Genomic DNA, 16,189 nt, shown 5'->3' on the forward strand with positions numbered 1-16,189 from the left:
AGACCCCTCACCCAAGCGAGCCTGTGTCTACTGGCGTCGCTGCCCTCTCCCACAAGGGGCCTGTTGCGTAATTCGCCAGTTGTGATTCCCTAGGGCAAAGCCTTGGGGGAATGACGATGGCGGTGAAGCGGACAGGACAGCCGAGCTTTGTGGAAGCGCTGATGCCGAAGGGCGCCGGCGTCAATGCGGCGCTGGATCGGTTGGCTGGCCTGGTCAAGTGGTACCGGTTCGAGAAGCTGATCGGCCATTTGCGGGATGAAGGGAGCCCCGGTCGTCCAGGCTATCCGGTGCTTGTGCTGTTTCGCGCGGTACTGCTGCAGTCGCTCTACGGTCTTTCGGAGCGCGAACTGGAGGAGGCGCTGGGCGACCGGTTGTCATTCAAGCGCTTCGTTGGTTTGAGCCTCGAGGATGCCGCGCCCGATCATACGGTCCTGAACCGCTTCCGGAACCAGCTCGTTGAACAAGGCCTGCTGGAGAAGCTGTTTGGCGAACTGGATCGCCAGCTTGAGAATGCCGGCGTCATCCTCAAGCGCGGCACGATGCTGGATGCAACCCTGATCCAGGCGGTGTCAGCTCCTCCGAGGGAGGATCGTCCCTCAAACGATCCCGACGCCCGCTTCACCAAGCGGCAGGGCAAGAGCGGCTCGACCTTCGGTTACAAGGCCCATGTGGGGGTCAACGAGGGGTCCGGCCTGATCCGCGCGGTGTTGACCACGCCCGCCAACATCAACGACACCACACCAGCCGATGCTTTGATCCGCGGCGACGAAGCCGCGGTGTGGGCCGATGCGGCCTACGACACCCATGCCAGACGAGCCCGGCTGAAGGCGGAAGGCAAAAAGCCCCGCATCGCCCGTCGTCCCAACAGGCATCACCCGGAACTGCCGCCAAGGCTCAAACGCTACAACCGCCTCATCGCGCGCCGGCGAGCCCAGGTCGAGACCACCTTCGCCACTCTCAAACGCCGCATGCGACTGACTTGCATCCGCTACGTTGGTCTGATGAAGGCAAGCGGGCAGGTCCTGCTCGCCTCGATCGCCTTCAACATGAGGCGGTGGGCCACGATCGCCGCCTGAGACGCCCGCCGAGGGCGAACACTACAGACTTGGCCGGCAATTGCCGTAACCACGGCCCTTCTCCTGCTGTCCTCAACCTCAAAAGCCGATAACGCAACAGGCCCACAAGGGGCGAGGGCACATCAATGTGCGTCTCGCTCGTCGCGAATGCGAAGTAAGTGTCGTAGGGTGGGCAAAGACGCACTTGCGCCGTGCCCACCATCCATCCAGCACTGCGACAGAAGTCGTGGGCACGCTTCGCTTTGCCCACCCTACGATACTGTTGGATATGGAGAGACCTTCACCCACCTGACTGGGTGCTCCGCCGCTACCGCCGCCCGTCCTTCTTCATCTTCGTGAACCGCACGCTCTGGCCGTCCGGCATCCGCACCGCCTTGAACCCGGCAGCAAGACAGGCTTCGCGTTGCGGCATCTGGATGTCGGGGCTGCGCAGGCTGTCCCACCATGAGGCACGATTGGCGGCGCGCGGCAGGGCCGCGCCGATGATCTCTTCGATCTGTTCGAAGCTCAGGACGAATTCGGCCTGCTTCTGCCGCAGCAGATAGTCGCGCAACGCGTCGTAGTCGTTCACATCCGTCCTCTTGTCTGAAACCGGGTCTGCTCGCAGGAGATCTGCCCAAAACCGTGAGCGGCGTAAACCGATTCTTAACTCACTACGCCAGCGCTGTTCCACCTTAAACACTACTCAAGATTTCGGGCGCATCCACTAAGGGATCGGGAGCAAACGATGCTGTCTGGATGGCGCGAAGTCATGGCCCGCCGGCCGTGGCGGATTTCGGCGAAGCTGCTGATCATCTCGTCCGTGGTGACGGTGATCGGCTTTTCCGCCATTTGCGTCAACGTCATGCTCGACATGCGCCGGGGCGAGGAGGCGCTCGCCCGCCAGACGCTGGAGAACCTCGCGACCACCATCCAGTCCGACGTCAGCCGCAACGTCGAGATCTACGACCTGTCGCTGAAGGCGGTCGCCAGCAACATGCTGCTGCCCGAGCTCGCGACCGTGTCGACGCCGATCCGTCACCTGATCCTGTTCGATCATGCGACGACGGCGAGGCATTTCGGCGCCATCCAAGTGTTCGACGCCGAGGGCAGGCTGGCCATCGACGCGTCCACCCTCGATCCCCTCCCCGAGAACCGGAGCGAGGAGGAGTATTTCAGGGTTCATCGCGACAATCCCGAGGCCGGGCTCTTCATCAGCCGCCCGATGCTATTCCGCGGCGCCTACGCGATCGTGCTGAGCCGTCGCATCAGCGATACCGATGGCGGGTTCCTCGGCGTCGTCGCCGGCTCGATCCGCTTCAGCTATTTCCACGAATTGTTCGAGCGCCTCAACCTCGATCCCGAAGACACCATCACCGTGCTCAGGCGCGACCGCACCATCATGATGCGTCGGCCGTTCGATCTCGACATCATCGGTACGAACCTGAACGACCGGCGGGCCTGGAAGCCCGACAATCTCCCGATCGGCGCCTCCTATTCGGGAAAGGGCCCGGTCGATCCGACGCCGCGGCTCTATGTCCGCAGCGCCGACAACGGGCCGCTGTTCGTGGTGGCAGGCAAGCCGCTGGCTGCGGTCTTCGCGCTCTGGCAGAAGGAGGCGTATCGCATCGGCGCCGTGGTGCTGGCGCTTGCGCTGTTCGTGCTGGGATCGACGCTGGTGCTCGCGCGCGAGATCGGCCGCCGCGCCGAGGCCGAGCGCAAGCTCGAGGAGATGGCGACGACGGACGCGCTCACCGGCCTGAAGAACCGCCGCAAGTTCGATACCGTCATCGATGTCGAATGGCGGCGCGCGATGCGGCAGAAGGCGCCGGTCGCTCTCTTGATGATCGATGCCGATCACTTCAAGGCCTACAACGACACGTTCGGCCATCAGGCGGGCGACCAGGTGCTGGTCGGCATCGCCATCTGCATTTCCGATTCGGTGAGCCGGGCCGGCGACTGCCCCGCGCGCTATGGCGGCGAGGAATTCGCGGTGCTGCTGCCGAATACTTCAGCCATCGACGCCTTCAAGGTCGCCGAGGCGATCCGCACCAAGGTACAGGGCTGGTCCGACGAGCAGGTGACCTTGACGGTGTCCTGCGGCGTCGCCAGCCTCGTTCCCACCGCCGGGATGGACTGGCCGGTCCTGGTCGCCGCCGCCGACAAGGCGCTGTATGCGGCGAAGGCGGGCGGACGCAATCAGTCGGTGGTTGCGAGCTTGCCGAAGCTGTCGCTGGTGGCGTGAGGGGTTCGCTCGTCGTCATTGCGAGCGAGGCAATCCACCACACCATTGGTGTCGTCCCTGCGAACGCAGGGACCCATAACCACAGGAAGTTGTTTGGCGAAGACTCGTCGTTCGGTACTGCTACCGAACACGACCGATAGATCACGCGGTATGGGTCCCCCCGTTCGCGGGGACGACGGCGGAGCTTGTGGCGACTACTGCCCCAGATACTTCTTCATCTCCGCGATCAGCCCGTCACGCAGCTCCGGGCGCTTCAGGCCGTAGGCGATGTTGGCGCGGAGGAAGCCGGGCTTGGAGCCGCAATCATGGCGCTCGCCCTCGAATTCGACGCCGTAGAATTTCTGCGATTTGGCGAGCCCGATCATGGCGTCGGTGAGCTGGATCTCGCCGCCGGCGCCGCGCTCCTGCGTCTCGAGGATCTTGAAGATCTCAGGTTGCAGGATGTAGCGACCGGTGATCGAGAGATTGGAGGGCGCGGTGCCCTTGGCCGGCTTCTCGACCATGCCGTCGACCTCGAACATCTTGCCGCTGCGCTTGCCGACGCCGCAGATGCCGTATTGATGGGTGAGATGGTCGGGCACCGCCTCGACCGCGACCAAGTTGGATTTCTCGCCGAGCGTGGACGCCGTCTCGATCATCTGCTTGAGGCAACCGGGCGAGTTGAGCACGAGCTCGTCGGGCAGCACGACGGCGAACGGCTCGTTGCCGACGATGTCGCGCGCGCACCAGACCGCGTGACCGAGGCCGAGCGGCGCCTGTTGGCGGGTGAAGCTGACGGCGCCGGCTTCGGGCTGGTTCTGCGCCAAAATCTCCTGCTCGGCCTTCTTGCCGCGCTGGCTGAGCGTCGCGTCGAGCTCGAACATCCGGTCGAAGTGATCCTCGATGACATTCTTGTTGCGGCCGGTGACGAAGATGAAGTGCTCGATGCCGGCCTCCCTCGCCTCGTCATAGACGTACTGGATCAGCGGCTTGTCGACGATGGTCAGCATTTCTTTCGGCATCGCCTTGGTGGCGGGCAGGACACGGGTGCCGAGGCCGGCGACGGGGAATACGGCTTTGCGAATTTTCATGTGATTGTTCGAATACCTGGGGGCACATGGGAACGAGGCTGGGAACGGAGCAATGGCATCTTGCTAGCCTGTTTGCAGCCGCCAACAAAGGCGGATGTGGGGCCTCATCCGCGCAGAGTTAAGAAAAAGGCCGTCACCAAAATTTCACCTTTGTTAAGCTATTGGCAACCGTAACCAGGCCTCCTGATGGCAGATTCTTGGAAGGCCGATGGGTGGGACATGACGCGATTGGTGGCTAGGCAGGCAAGACGGGCGGGATCCGTGACCGGCGCGGCGATGATCGCGGCCGTCCTGCTGCTGCCCGTCAGCGCGCACGCCCAGGCGCAGAACGGCCTGTCCAATCTGTTCGGCGGCATCTTCTCCGGCCCCAATGCTGCGCCCTCGCAAGCCCCGCCGGGACCCGGCGGCGCCTTGCCCTGGAGCGGCGAGGACGGGGCTTCCGGCCATCCGCTGATGACGGCCGCGGCGATCCGCGAGGCCGCCGGCAATTTCAGCAATTGCGTTGCGGCGATGTGGCCCGATGCCGCACGGCGCAACATCACCCAGGAAAACTTCCAGCGCTTCACGGCCGGGCTCTCACCCGATCTGCGCATCATGGACCTGATGGACTCGCAGCCGGAGTTCACAAAATCGATCTGGGACTATCTCGATATCCTGGTGAACGACAACCGCCTCGCCAAGGGCCGCGAGATCCTCGCCAAATACAAGGCGCAGTTCGACGCCACCGAAAAGGCCACTGGCGTCGACCGCTACATCGTCGCCTCGATCTGGGGCATCGAGTCCAATTACTCGACGCAGATGGGCGATCGCAGCGTGCTGCAATCGACCGCGACGCTCGCCTGCATCGGCCGGCGCCAGGCCTATTTCAAGGACGAGTTCCTCTCCGCGCTGGAGATCCTCAACCGCGGCGACCTCAGGCCGGAGCAGATGCGCGGCTCCTGGGCCGGCGCGTTCGGCCCGACCCAGTTCATGCCGACAGCGTTCAAGCGCTTTGCGGTCGATGGCGATGGCGACGGACGGCGCGACGTCGTCGACAATCCGACCGACCTGATTGCATCGACCGCCAACAACCTCAAGAAAGACGGCTGGCAGGCCGGCCAGACCTGGGGCTTTGAGGTCGTGGTGCCCAAGGGCTTCAACTACATGCTGGCCGACCGCGCCAAGGCGATGACGATCGCGCAATGGGAGAAGCTCGGGCTCAAGCGGGCGACGGGCCAGCCGTTCCCGCATCCGGCGGAGAAAGCCTATCTGCTGGCGCCGGCCGGCGCGCAGGGGCCCGGCTTCCTGATGCTGCAGAATTACCGGGTCATCATGAAGTACAACCCGGCCGAGGCCTATGCGCTGGCGATCGGTCATTTCGCCGACCGCCTGCGTGGGGGCCAACCCTTCGTGCAACCCTGGCCGCGGCAGGAACGCGAGCTGTCGCGCACCGAGCGGCTGGAGCTGCAGCAACTGCTGGCCCAGCGCGGCTTCTACAAGGGCACCCCGGACGGCCAGTTCGGCGGCCAGACCCGGGAAGCCCTGCGCAACTTCCAGGCCTCGATCGGAGTGCCCGCGGACGGTTTTGCCTCCTCCGACGCACTGGAACGGCTGCGCGGACGGTAAAATCGCGCCGAAAGTAACCCTGAACTGGGATTTTGGCAGGCAGCCTTGACGCAGGCGGCCGTTCCCCGGTGTATGAGCCCAAGAATCTGCAACGGAATTTGCCCGTTTGGCGCCCGATTCCGTTATTATATTGAGCTACCTCCGATCCCCATTGCGCTGGCCCGAGATCGCATGTCGAAGCCGAAGTCCCTGTTCAAGGCGCTGACCGAGACCGGCCCGTTGATCGCGCTGGGGACGGCGCTTGCGATTCTGGTCTCGGTCGCAGGGCCTGCCTCTGCGCAGTTCTTCAACTTCCCGGGCTTCGGCGGCCCGCCGCAGCGTTCGGCTCCGCCGCCACAACGGGGCGGCGGTGGAGGCGGCGGCTGGTTCGGCGGCGACTTCTTCGCGCCGTTCCAGCAGCAACAGCCGCAGGCGCCGCGCCAGGATTTTTCGCGCGCGCCGGCGCCAGCCAAGCGCGACACCATCCCTGAGAAGAACGTGCTCGTGATCGGCGACGCCATGGCCGACTGGCTCGCCTATGGCCTGGAAGACGCCTACACCGAGCAGCCCGACATGGGCGTGATCCGCAAGCACAAGACCACGTCCGGCCTGATCAAGTACCAGCCGCGCGGCGAGCCCGCGGATTGGACGACTGCTGCAAGGGGCATCCTCGAGACCGAGAAGCCCGACGTGATCGTCGTCATGCTGGGCCTCAACGACCGCAGCGCGATCCGCGAGCCCGTCGCCGACAAGACGGACAAGGCCGCCGCAGACAAGGACAAGAAGAACGACAAGGGCGCGCGCGCCAAACAGCCAGCGAAGCCGGGGGACGCCAAGCCAGGCAATGACACCGCCGCCAAGCCCGACGACAAGCCTGCCGATGCCGATCTGCCGCAGGACGACGCCGACAACGCCGACGCGCCGGCGGCGGCGCCCGAAAAGACGGCCCGCAATCCGAACGGCCTCTACGAATTCCGTGACGACCGCTGGGTCGAGCTCTACGGCAAGAAGATCGAGGAGCTCGCCAGCGTCCTCAAGGCCAAGGGCGTGCCGGTGCTGTGGGTCGGCCTTCCCGCCATCCGCGGGCAGAAGGGCACGGCGGACATGCTGTTCCTGGACTCGCTCTATCGCGAAGGCGCGGCCAAGGCCGGCATTACCTATGTCGACGTCTGGGACGGGTTTGTCGACGAGGCCGGCCGCTTCCTCCAGAAGGGTCCTGACTTCGAAGGCCAGATCCGTCAGCTCCGCAGCTCTGACGGCGTCTTCTTCACAAAGCCCGGCGCGCGCAAGCTCGCGCATTATGTCGAGCGCGAAATCACGCGTCTGCTGGCAGGACGCTCCGGCCCGATCGCGCTGCCGAGCGAGCCGGCGACGCCCGACACCAGCGCCGAGCCCGGCAAGCCCGCACCGCGGCCGCTGGCGGGGCCGATCGTGCCGCTGGTTGCAGCCTCGATCTCGACCGATCAGTTGCTGGGCGGCCCGGGCTCGCGTCCCGCCGCCGTCGATGCGCTGGCTGCGAAGACAATGGTGAAGGGCGAGCCGCTGGCGGCTCCGGCCGGCCGCGCCGACGATTATGCCTGGCCGCGCCGCGAAGTCGGCCGCGAGCAGGCCAAGGGCGATACGCCGATGGCCGCAACGACGCCCGACGGCGGCGTCGCCAATCCCACCGCGCCGGGAGCCGCCGCCGCGATCGCCCCGCCGAAACTTGCACCGAAGAAGCCGCCGGTCCCACCGCAGCAACCGGCACAGGCTACGCCCTCATTCCGCGATTTCTTCGGCTTCGGCTCTCCGCAGCCACCGCCGCCGCGTCAACTGGCGCCGGCGCCCGGGCCGCGCAATCCGAATCCCAATCCCGGGGTCCCGCGTCCGCCGGGTAACGTTGGCCGCTCGGCCGAGATGTTCCGGTAAGGTAAGGTCTCGTGTCCCGGATGCGACGCGGCGCCTCTTGGTGAGGAGGCGCAGAGCCGGGACCCAATTCGTGCGGCATTCACAAAAGATGGGCCCCGGCTTAGCGATGCAGCGTTTCCGGACGATGCTACGCATCGCCTAGGCTGCATCGCGTCCGGGGCACGAGTGATAGGCGTTCGGCGACTAGCCTTAATAGCGCCAGCGCGACGGCGGCGGACGGCGTGCGGGACGCGACATCAGAAGCGCGAGCGCGAAACCGATGCCGCCGGCGACGAGCAGCGCGCCGAGCGGATTGTCCTGCACCTTCTTCGACAATGCTTGCGTACCGTCGCGAAGAGTCTCGCCGCTGTTGTCGTAGGCGTCCTTGGCGTAGTCAGCCGCCGTCTCGCCGGCCTCGCGCACGGCATCCTTGGCCTGGCCGTAGAGATTCTGCACCGTGCCCGCGGCTTCCCGCGCCTTGCCCGACGCCTGCGTCTTCGCATCGCCTGCCATGTCTCCGATCGCGCCTTCCGCGCGTCCGGCATATTCCTTGGCCGATCCAACAATCCGATCCGTGTCCATGATGATCCTCCTCGGTGGTCAGCCGAAGTAACCGATCAGGCGCGGCCCAGTTCCAAGTGTTTGCGAAAGTGTAGCTCCTACGAAAGTGTGTAGCCCGGATCGAGCGCAGCGCAATCCGGGCTACGGGCCAGCTAAAGGATGAGCCCGCCATCGACGACCAGCGTCTGTCCGACGATATAGGACGACAGCGGCGAAGCCAGGAACAGAGCCGCGCCCGCCATGTCGGCCGGCGTGCCCAGCCGCCGCAGCGGAATGCGTGACAATGCACCTTCGAGCCGCTTGGGATTGTCGGTCGTCACCTTGGTCATCTTGGTGTCGACGAGTCCGGGCGCGATGCCGTTGACGCGGATGCCGTCCTCCGCCCAGGCTTCGCCCAGTGTCCGCGTCAATCCGACCGCACCGGTCTTCGAGGCGTTATAGGCGGGATTGCCCATAGTGGAATGATAGGCCGCGGTCGAGGACACCATGATCAGCGACCCCTTCGCATCCCGCAACATGGAATGAAATCGCGTCGCGCAGGCCATCAGGCTCATCAAATTGACCTCGACCACCTTGCGGAAACCGCTCATCTCGAACTCGCCGCGGCGATAGAGCACCGCGCCTTGCGCCAGCACGAGCACGTCGAGCCGATCGAAGGACGGCTTGAACGCTTCGATCGCAGTGGGGTTGCTGACGTCGAGCTGCGCGTAAGACAGGCCCGTGAGATCAGAACCTTCCTCGATCGAATAATCCTTTGGCTGCGCACGCGTGCCGCAGACCGCGACATGCGCGCCCCTCGTGCGAAACGCTTGCGCGATGCCGTTGCCGATACCGCTGGAACCGCCGACCACCAGCACCTGCCTGCCTGAGAAATCGAGCTCGTTCGCCATCGCGGCCTCCCCTTTTGTCTTGCTTGTTTGACCTGTCTGCGGATCGATGCCAGCCTTGTCAATCATAACAAGAACAAGCAGGGCGCGAGGAAACAGCATGTCCGAGTTCAAACGGCTCAGCCGGTCCGTGAAGGGCCTGACCGTTCTCGTCACCGGCGCGGCTAGCGGCATGGGACGCGCCACCGCGCAATTGTTCGCCGCGGAGGGCGCGAACGTTGCCGTCACCGACTATGAGGAGCAAGGCGCGCTCGCCGTCGCGGCGGAGATCGCGGCGAGCGGCGGCTCGGCAAAAGCCTGGAAGCTCGACGTTGCCGATGGCACCGAGATCAGGCGCGTGGTGAATGATGTCGCGGCACATTTCGGCGGGCTCGATATCGTCGTCAACAATGCCGGCATCTCCGTACGCGTCGCGATCGACGACGAGGCCTATGAGGACGCCTGGGCAAAGGGCATCGCCGTGATGCTGACGGCGCATCCGCGCATCATCCGCGCCGCACTGCCTTACCTGCGCAAATCGAAGAGCCCGCGCATCGTCAACATCGCCTCGACCGAGGCGCTCGGCGCCACCGCATTGCACAGCCCCTATTCGGCAGCGAAGGGCGGCGTGGCGAGCCTCACGCGCTCGCTCGCCGTCGAGCTCGGCCGCGAGGGCATCACCGTCAATTGCATCTGCCCGGGTCCGATCCGCACTGGGATCACCGACCGGATCTCGGAGGAGCACAAGACGATCTACGCCAGGCGTCGCACCGCGCTTGGCCGCTACGGCGACCCTGAAGAGGTCGCGCATATGACGCTGAGCCTGTGCCTGCCGGCGGCATCCTTCCTCACCGGCGCGGTGATCCCGGTCGACGGCGGGTTGATGGCACGGAATGCGTGAGAGCCATGCGCGCCGAGCGTTGACAACGGCGAGTGCGGGAGTAGCTTTTTCGCCGACAGAGCGGGACCAACCGCTCGCACATGCGGGAGAAAACGCCATGACGATCGCCATCCGGCAGCTTCAGAAGCACTTTGCCGGCGAGGTTTCCGGCCTCGATTTGCGAAAGCCCCTCACCGAGGTCGAGGCGCGCGAGGTCGAGGCCGCCATGGACAAATACGCCGTGCTGGTTTTCCACGACCAGGACATCACCGACGAGCAGCAGATGGCTTTTGCGCTGAACTTTGGTCAGCGTGAGGATGCGCGTGGCGGCAACATTACCAAGGCCAGCGAACACCGCCTCAACTCGGGCTTGAACGATGTTTCGAATCTCGGCAAGGACGGCAAGCCGCTGCCGAAGGACAGCCGCGCCAATCTGTTCAACCTCGGCAATTGCCTGTGGCACTCCGACAGCTCGTTCCGGCCTATCCCTGCAAAATTCTCGCTGTTGTCGGCGCGCGTGGTGAACCCCAAGGGCGGCAACACCGAATTCGCCGACATGCGCGCCGCCTATGATGCGCTCGACGACGACACCAAGGCGGAGATCGACGATCTCGTCTGCGAGCACTCGCTGATGTATTCGCGGGGATCGCTCGGCTTCACCGAATACACCGAGGATGAGAAGGAGATGTTCAAGCCGGTGCTGCAAAGGCTGGTGCGGACGCATCCCGTGCATCGCCGCAAGTCGCTGTATCTGTCATCCCATGCCGGCAAGATCGTCGGCATGAGCGTGCCGGAGGGACGCCTCCTGCTGCGCGATCTCAACGAGCACGCCACGCAGCCCGAATTCGTCTACGTCCACAAATGGAAGCTGCATGACCTCGTGATGTGGGACAACCGCCAGACCATGCACCGCGTCCGCCGCTACGACCAGTCGCAGCCTCGCGACATGCGCCGCGCGACGGTGGCGGGGACGGAGCCCACGATGCAGCAGCAGGCGGCGGAGTAGCGCGGCAATCTCCGCTGTCGTCCCGGACGAGCGAAGCGAAGATTCGGGACCCAGCCACAAAACGTGGTTTGGCGAAGACTCGGAGTGACCGGCCTGCCTTAAACATCACCCTGGGAGTATGGGTCCCGGATCTACGCGCGCTTGAGGCGCGCTTGTCCGGGACGACAGCGGAGGATGAGGCACCACCGCGGAGTATGTCGCGGTAGCGACTAAAGCACCTACGCGTGTCCCGCTTCGTTCGAGAGCATGCCGGGATCGATGCCGATCTTGCGCAAAGCGCGTCCATATTTGTCGTCGACGTCGTCACCGAAGATCAGATCCGCATCCGCATCGCAATGCAGCCAGCCGTTGCTCTGGATCTCGGTCTCGAGCTGGCCGGGTGCCCAGCCGGCATAGCCGAGCGCGAGAATGGCGTGCTTGGGGCCGGAACCGTTGGCGATCGCGCGCAGGATGTCGACGGTCGCGGTGAGGCAGACGCCGTCGTCGATCCGCAGCGTCGCGTTCTCGATGTAGAAGTCGCTGGAATGCAGCACGAAGCCTCGCCCGGTGTCGACCGGACCGCCGCGCAGCACCTTCATGCTTTCGGCATTCTCGGGCAGCTTGATGTGCTCGCCCTTCTTGATGATGCCGAGTTGCTCCAGGAGCTCGGGGAAGTCGATGCTGCCGGCCGGGTGGTTCACGATGATGCCCATCGCTCCCTCCGCCGAATGGGCGCAGAGATAGATCACCGAGCGTTCGAACCGGGAATCGCCCATCACGGGCATCGCGATCAAGAGCCGGCCGTCGAGATAACCGGCCGAATTAGGGAGCACGGGTCCCGCGCTGCGGGTGCTTTCGCCCGTCCTCTTGCCTGTGGGAGCCATCGGTTAAGCACTCCGGTTTCAATTCCTATCCTGATGTCGGGCCGGGCCGCTGTCAAATCAAGGCTTGCAGAGACGCAATTCCAGTGCATCCATCACAAGCAATTCAATGGTTTGCCTCAGGGCGACCCTGTAAAGACGTGCTATGCTCACAAGAGTTCCCCTGCGTGCGGCGATTGGCGTCGCGGCAACCCTTTTTGCGTCGTCGCTGGCCATCGTAGCCCGTGCCGATGACGCTTCGCCGTGGCAGCGCGACGGACATTCCGCGGTGCGGCTATTGGCGGGATCGCGCAGCGGCGCCGTCCTGCTCGGCGGTATCGCCATCCAGCTCCAGCAGGGGTGGAAGACCTATTGGCGCTCCCCCGGAGATTCCGGCGTCCCGCCGCGGTTCGACTTTTCCAAATCCGACAATGTCGAGGCGGTGACGGTGATGTGGCCTGCGCCGCTGAAATTCGACGACGGCGCCGGCGGCCATTCGATCGGCTATCACAACCAGATCGTGCTCCCCCTGCGCATCGTCGCCAAGGCGGCCGACAAGCCCGTGACCCTGCGCGCAGAGATCAATTACGCGGTGTGCGAAAAACTCTGCATTCCGGTCGAGGCCAGTGCCGAGCTCGGCTTCAACAGCGTGGCCTCGACCGAGGATGCCAATCTGCGTGCGGCACTCGATACCGTGCCCAAGCCCGCCAATATCGGCGATCCCAATCCCCTCACCATCCGCGACGTCAAGCGCGACGGACCCAAGAATGTGGTGGTCGACGTGGTGACGCCGGACCCGCGCAACGTCAATCTGTTCGTGGAAGGTCCGACGCCCGACTGGGCGCTGCCAATTCCAGCTCCGGTCAAAGACAGCCCGGCTGGCGTGAAGCGTTTTTCGTTCGAGCTCGACGGCTTGCCGCCGGGCGCCAAGCCCGATGGCGCAGCGCTGAAGTTCACGCTGGTCGGGCCCGAGAAGTCGTACGAGTTCAATACGAATTTGGAGTGAGGCCCGGTCAAGCGGAACGCCGATCCAAGTTCACACTAGGGACCTACGAGATTCGGAATCGCCAGTTGGAGCCTCAGCAAATTTGGCCACCGACGGAATTCTAGAGGCTTCGCTAGGGTCTGCCGATCCTCATCAGGAACTGACGCTGCCAAGGCTTGAGATCGGGATCGCTCAGATGCGCTTTTGCTCGTTCGCGGATCTCGGTCGAAACAGGCTGCCCTCCCGCCGGAAATTGCCCTTGCAGCAACATCTCCAGGTCCCAGCTTCTCTCTTCTACTGCCACGAAGGTGAGATCGAAGATGACATTGTCTGCGCCAACGAATATTCGGTCGCTTGATGGGATGTCATATGTCCAATGTAAAAGCCCGACCTTGACTCGAAACGGGTCGCGGCTTGCAAATAGGCCAAGCACGCGCTGTTTCAGAAGCTGCGGTGCCTGCTGCCTCGCGAGTCGAGCAATTCCCATCCATTGAAGGGCTGCCGCATCCTCGATTGTGCCAGCGCCGTATCGCTCTTTTCGGCCAAAGTAACTTTCGATTCCAGTCCAGGTCTCGTCGAACGGGAACGGGTCAGCCGGCTTCCAAAACTGCTCAGCGTCGCCCTTGATGGCTTTCGCCAAGAATATGTTCGTGTCCATCTTTGGACCCACATCGATGGCTTTGGGCCGCTTCTCGATCAAGATCAGAGGGTCGGATGCTTCGGGCAATAATCCACCCTTGATGTGACGCGCCAGCAGACGATCCTCGCCGCCAATTCGCTCAAAATACTCGTAAACGGTGCCGTTGAAGTCCTTTGGGAGGCCAGGGGGCAAATCGGGAGGTAGCCGAAACCGCGGATTTGGGCTTCTTTTGCGCAGCCACAGACCATCGTCGAAATGGTCGATCGGTTCGCGAACGGCACATTTTCCCGGATAACCAAGACGGAGAAAATCGAAAGCCAGCTCGACATTCTCCTTTGCAAGGCAGGCTGCTCCCGTGGCCTGCCGGTAAAGAGTCCAGCGGGGGTCGTTGCTGCGCTGCCAATAATCGCCTCTTAAGGCGATTGTGTAAGCCGAATTGGCAAGCACTCTCACGCAGCCCTCTTTGCAGAAGTCTTCGTCATCGATGGCAAGAAGGTTGTGATCAGTGCGAACGGGCTCGGCAGTCGTGACGGCCAGCGCCGCTATGGTCTCTTCCTTGTGCCGCAGCGCCAGCGACGAAAGCGGATAAACAACCGCGGCCAAAAGGACCGGACCAAACAAGAATCCCAACCGGCCCTTCGCCATCCCGTAGATCGGGCCGACCACGAATGGGACAAGAAGAAGTCCAGCGAATAGCGCTAGCAGCCCTGGAACAAACATCACCAGGAAGAGACCGCCCTGCCCCGTCGATCCGACGAAACCCCAAGCGAATACTGAGAGGACGAGCGTGACGACCGCGGAGGCCAGCGTATCGGCCAGAAGGACGAGATAGCGGTTCGAGGTTGGCGAAGACGGCCACGGCATTCCAGATTTCCGGCTCGACAGACGAAGGACAAGCCCAGCACTATTCCAATCAGGCCTTATAGGTCGCTCATGCACCGATTGCCTTAACATAACAGTGCAATTTTCGAGTGTTGAAAGCGAGAACGAAGCCAACATACTATAAACTGTCACAATGGGTCCCCGATCTTCGCTTCGCGCGTCCGGGACGACACCGAGTATGGAACGCCACCCAACCGAATCTTAACGAATGGTTGCTAAGCCCCATGGCTACCGCAGCAGGCCTGCGGCATGCGGAAGACCGGGGACTTTTCGTGGCCGTGATGGATGCACCACCCGCAACGACCGGACCGGCCGGGCTGATCGCGCGGCTGCGGGCCAGGCTGACGGGCGGCTCGAGCGAGGCATCGCTGACGCGGCGGCTGGCCGGCACCATCTTCATCATCCGCGTCATCAGCGCAGGCCTTGCCTATGTCTCACAGGTGCTGCTCGCACGCTGGATGGGAACGTCCGACTACGGCATCTACGTCTATGTCTGGACCTGGGTGCTGCTGCTCGGCAGCATGATGGATTTCGGCATCTCGGCCTCGGCGCAGAAGATCATTCCAGAGTATCGCGCCAGCGGCGAGCAGGCGTTGCTGCGCGGCTTTCTCTCCGGCAGCCGCTGGCTGACCTTTGCGGTGTCCACGCTGGTCTCGCTCGCCCTCGCCGGCGTCGTCAGGCTGCTGTCGCCCTGGATCGACCCGGCCGAGGAGCTGCCACTCTATATCGGCTGCATGACGCTGCCCGCCTTCGTCGTCGCCAACACCCAGGACGGCATCGCGCGCTCGCATGACTGGATGCAGCTCGGCCTGATGCCGCAATTCATCATCCGCCAGGGGCTGATCATCGGAATCACGGCTATCGCCTTCCTGCTCGGCTATCATCTCGGCGCCGTCGCCGCGATGGTTGCGAGCCTGGGTGCAGTGTGGATCGCGATGACCGGGCAGATGGTGGTGCTGAACCGCAAGCTCGCCGGCCATATCGCGCCCGGCCCCAAGACCTATGACATCGGCGGCTGGCTCGCCGTCTCGCTGCCGATCCTGCTGGTCGAAAGCTTCTACCTGCTCTTGTCCTATACCGACGTGCTGGTGCTGCAGCAATTTCGCCCCTCCGACGAGGTCGGCGTCTACTTCGCGGTGGTGAAGACGCTGGCGCTGGTCTCGTTCATCCACTACGCGATGTCGGCGACGACGGCGCACCGCTTCGCCGAATACAACGCAAGCGGCGACAAGGCACGCCTATCGGCCTATGTGACACATGCGATCAACTGGACGTTCTGGCCATCGCTGGCGGCGACCATCGTGCTGCTCGCGCTCGGCAAGCCGCTACTCTGGCTGTTCGGGCCGCAATTCGTGGTCGGCTACGACATCATGTTCGTCGCGGCGATCGGGCTCGTGGTGCGCTCTGCGATCGGACCGGTCGAGCGGCTGCTCAACATGCTCGGCCAGCAGAAGATCTGTGCGCTCGCTTATGCATCGGCCTTCGTGATGAACCTCATGCTCTGCGTCGCACTGGTGCCGCGCTACGGCGGCCACGGCGCCGCGGCCGCGACCTCGATCTCGCTTACCTTCGAGACGGTGCTGCTGTTCTGGATCGTGCGGCAGCGGCTGGGGCTGCACGTGCTGGCGTTTGGTAAATAGGTACTACAGAGCGCCGCCATTGCTCGCTCCCCTCGGGGAACGAGTGTTT

The 16,189-nt window shown here is 63.9% G+C and carries 14 protein-coding genes; 8 read left to right on the forward strand and 6 right to left on the reverse strand.

Annotation, left to right across the window (positions count from 1 at the left end; translation table 11 throughout):
• Positions 1-110: 110 nt before the first annotated feature.
• Positions 111-1,076, forward strand: coding sequence for an IS5 family transposase (locus tag GGD66_RS35585; protein ID WP_183261370.1), 966 nt, complete (start codon positions 111-113; stop codon positions 1,074-1,076).
• A 307-nt stretch (positions 1,077-1,383) separates the two neighbouring features.
• On the opposite strand, the gene GGD66_RS35590 is transcribed toward GGD66_RS35585, so the two are convergent.
• Positions 1,384-1,647: a hypothetical protein gene (locus tag GGD66_RS35590; RefSeq protein ID WP_026202061.1), complete on the reverse strand. Its 264-nt coding sequence runs from the start codon at positions 1,645-1,647 to the stop codon at positions 1,384-1,386.
• Positions 1,648-1,803: 156 nt separating this feature from the next.
• Here GGD66_RS35590 and GGD66_RS35595 point away from each other — a divergent pair, with 156 nt between their 5' ends.
• Positions 1,804-3,300 (forward strand): diguanylate cyclase, encoded by a 1,497-nt coding sequence (locus GGD66_RS35595; RefSeq protein ID WP_183261372.1) that lies wholly within the window; start codon positions 1,804-1,806, stop codon positions 3,298-3,300.
• Between the two features lie 194 nt (positions 3,301-3,494).
• Here the strand turns inward: GGD66_RS35595 and galU are convergent, their stop codons facing one another.
• A complete protein-coding gene (galU, locus tag GGD66_RS35600) occupies positions 3,495-4,370 on the reverse strand; it encodes a UTP--glucose-1-phosphate uridylyltransferase GalU (RefSeq protein WP_018318726.1) in 876 nt (291 codons plus the stop codon).
• A 219-nt stretch (positions 4,371-4,589) separates the two neighbouring features.
• On the opposite strand from galU, the gene GGD66_RS35605 reads away from it, so the two are divergent.
• The gene (locus tag GGD66_RS35605) at positions 4,590-5,975 is read left to right on the forward strand and encodes a lytic murein transglycosylase (protein ID WP_183231174.1); all 1,386 of its coding nucleotides are present in this window, start codon (positions 4,590-4,592) and stop codon (positions 5,973-5,975) included.
• Between the two features lie 171 nt (positions 5,976-6,146).
• Entirely contained in the window at positions 6,147-7,862 is a 1,716-nt protein-coding gene (locus tag GGD66_RS35610; RefSeq protein WP_183231175.1) for an SGNH family hydrolase, read from the forward strand.
• A 189-nt stretch (positions 7,863-8,051) separates the two neighbouring features.
• Here the strand turns inward: GGD66_RS35610 and GGD66_RS35615 are convergent, their stop codons facing one another.
• On the reverse strand, positions 8,052-8,423 hold the full coding sequence (locus GGD66_RS35615) for a CsbD family protein (protein ID WP_018318729.1): 372 nt from the start codon (positions 8,421-8,423) through the stop codon (positions 8,052-8,054).
• Between the two features lie 131 nt (positions 8,424-8,554).
• Entirely contained in the window at positions 8,555-9,292 is a 738-nt protein-coding gene (locus tag GGD66_RS35620; RefSeq protein ID WP_183231176.1) for an SDR family NAD(P)-dependent oxidoreductase, read from the reverse strand.
• A gap of 97 nt (positions 9,293-9,389) precedes the next feature.
• Here GGD66_RS35620 and GGD66_RS35625 point away from each other — a divergent pair, with 97 nt between their 5' ends.
• Entirely contained in the window at positions 9,390-10,169 is a 780-nt protein-coding gene (locus GGD66_RS35625; RefSeq protein ID WP_183231177.1) for an SDR family NAD(P)-dependent oxidoreductase, read from the forward strand.
• A 97-nt stretch (positions 10,170-10,266) separates the two neighbouring features.
• The gene (locus GGD66_RS35630; RefSeq protein WP_183231178.1) at positions 10,267-11,154 is read left to right on the forward strand and encodes a TauD/TfdA family dioxygenase; all 888 of its coding nucleotides are present in this window, start codon (positions 10,267-10,269) and stop codon (positions 11,152-11,154) included.
• A gap of 218 nt (positions 11,155-11,372) precedes the next feature.
• On the opposite strand, the gene GGD66_RS35635 is transcribed toward GGD66_RS35630, so the two are convergent.
• Positions 11,373-12,017 (reverse strand): YqgE/AlgH family protein, encoded by a 645-nt coding sequence (locus GGD66_RS35635; RefSeq protein WP_183261375.1) that lies wholly within the window; start codon positions 12,015-12,017, stop codon positions 11,373-11,375.
• A 142-nt stretch (positions 12,018-12,159) separates the two neighbouring features.
• Between GGD66_RS35635 and GGD66_RS35640 the strand changes: the two genes are divergently transcribed.
• On the forward strand, positions 12,160-12,999 hold the full coding sequence (locus tag GGD66_RS35640) for a protein-disulfide reductase DsbD domain-containing protein (RefSeq protein ID WP_183261377.1): 840 nt from the start codon (positions 12,160-12,162) through the stop codon (positions 12,997-12,999).
• Between the two features lie 112 nt (positions 13,000-13,111).
• On the opposite strand, the gene GGD66_RS35645 is transcribed toward GGD66_RS35640, so the two are convergent.
• Complete coding sequence (locus tag GGD66_RS35645) at positions 13,112-14,482, reverse strand: hypothetical protein (RefSeq protein WP_183261380.1); 1,371 nt, start codon at positions 14,480-14,482, stop codon at positions 13,112-13,114.
• Between the two features lie 290 nt (positions 14,483-14,772).
• On the opposite strand from GGD66_RS35645, the gene GGD66_RS35650 reads away from it, so the two are divergent.
• Positions 14,773-16,140 (forward strand): flippase, encoded by a 1,368-nt coding sequence (locus GGD66_RS35650; protein ID WP_409362395.1) that lies wholly within the window; start codon positions 14,773-14,775, stop codon positions 16,138-16,140.
• Positions 16,141-16,189 lie beyond the last annotated feature (49 nt).

The sequence above is a fragment of the Bradyrhizobium sp. CIR48 genome (genome assembly GCF_014198315.1).
Classification (GTDB): domain Bacteria; phylum Pseudomonadota; class Alphaproteobacteria; order Rhizobiales; family Xanthobacteraceae; genus Bradyrhizobium.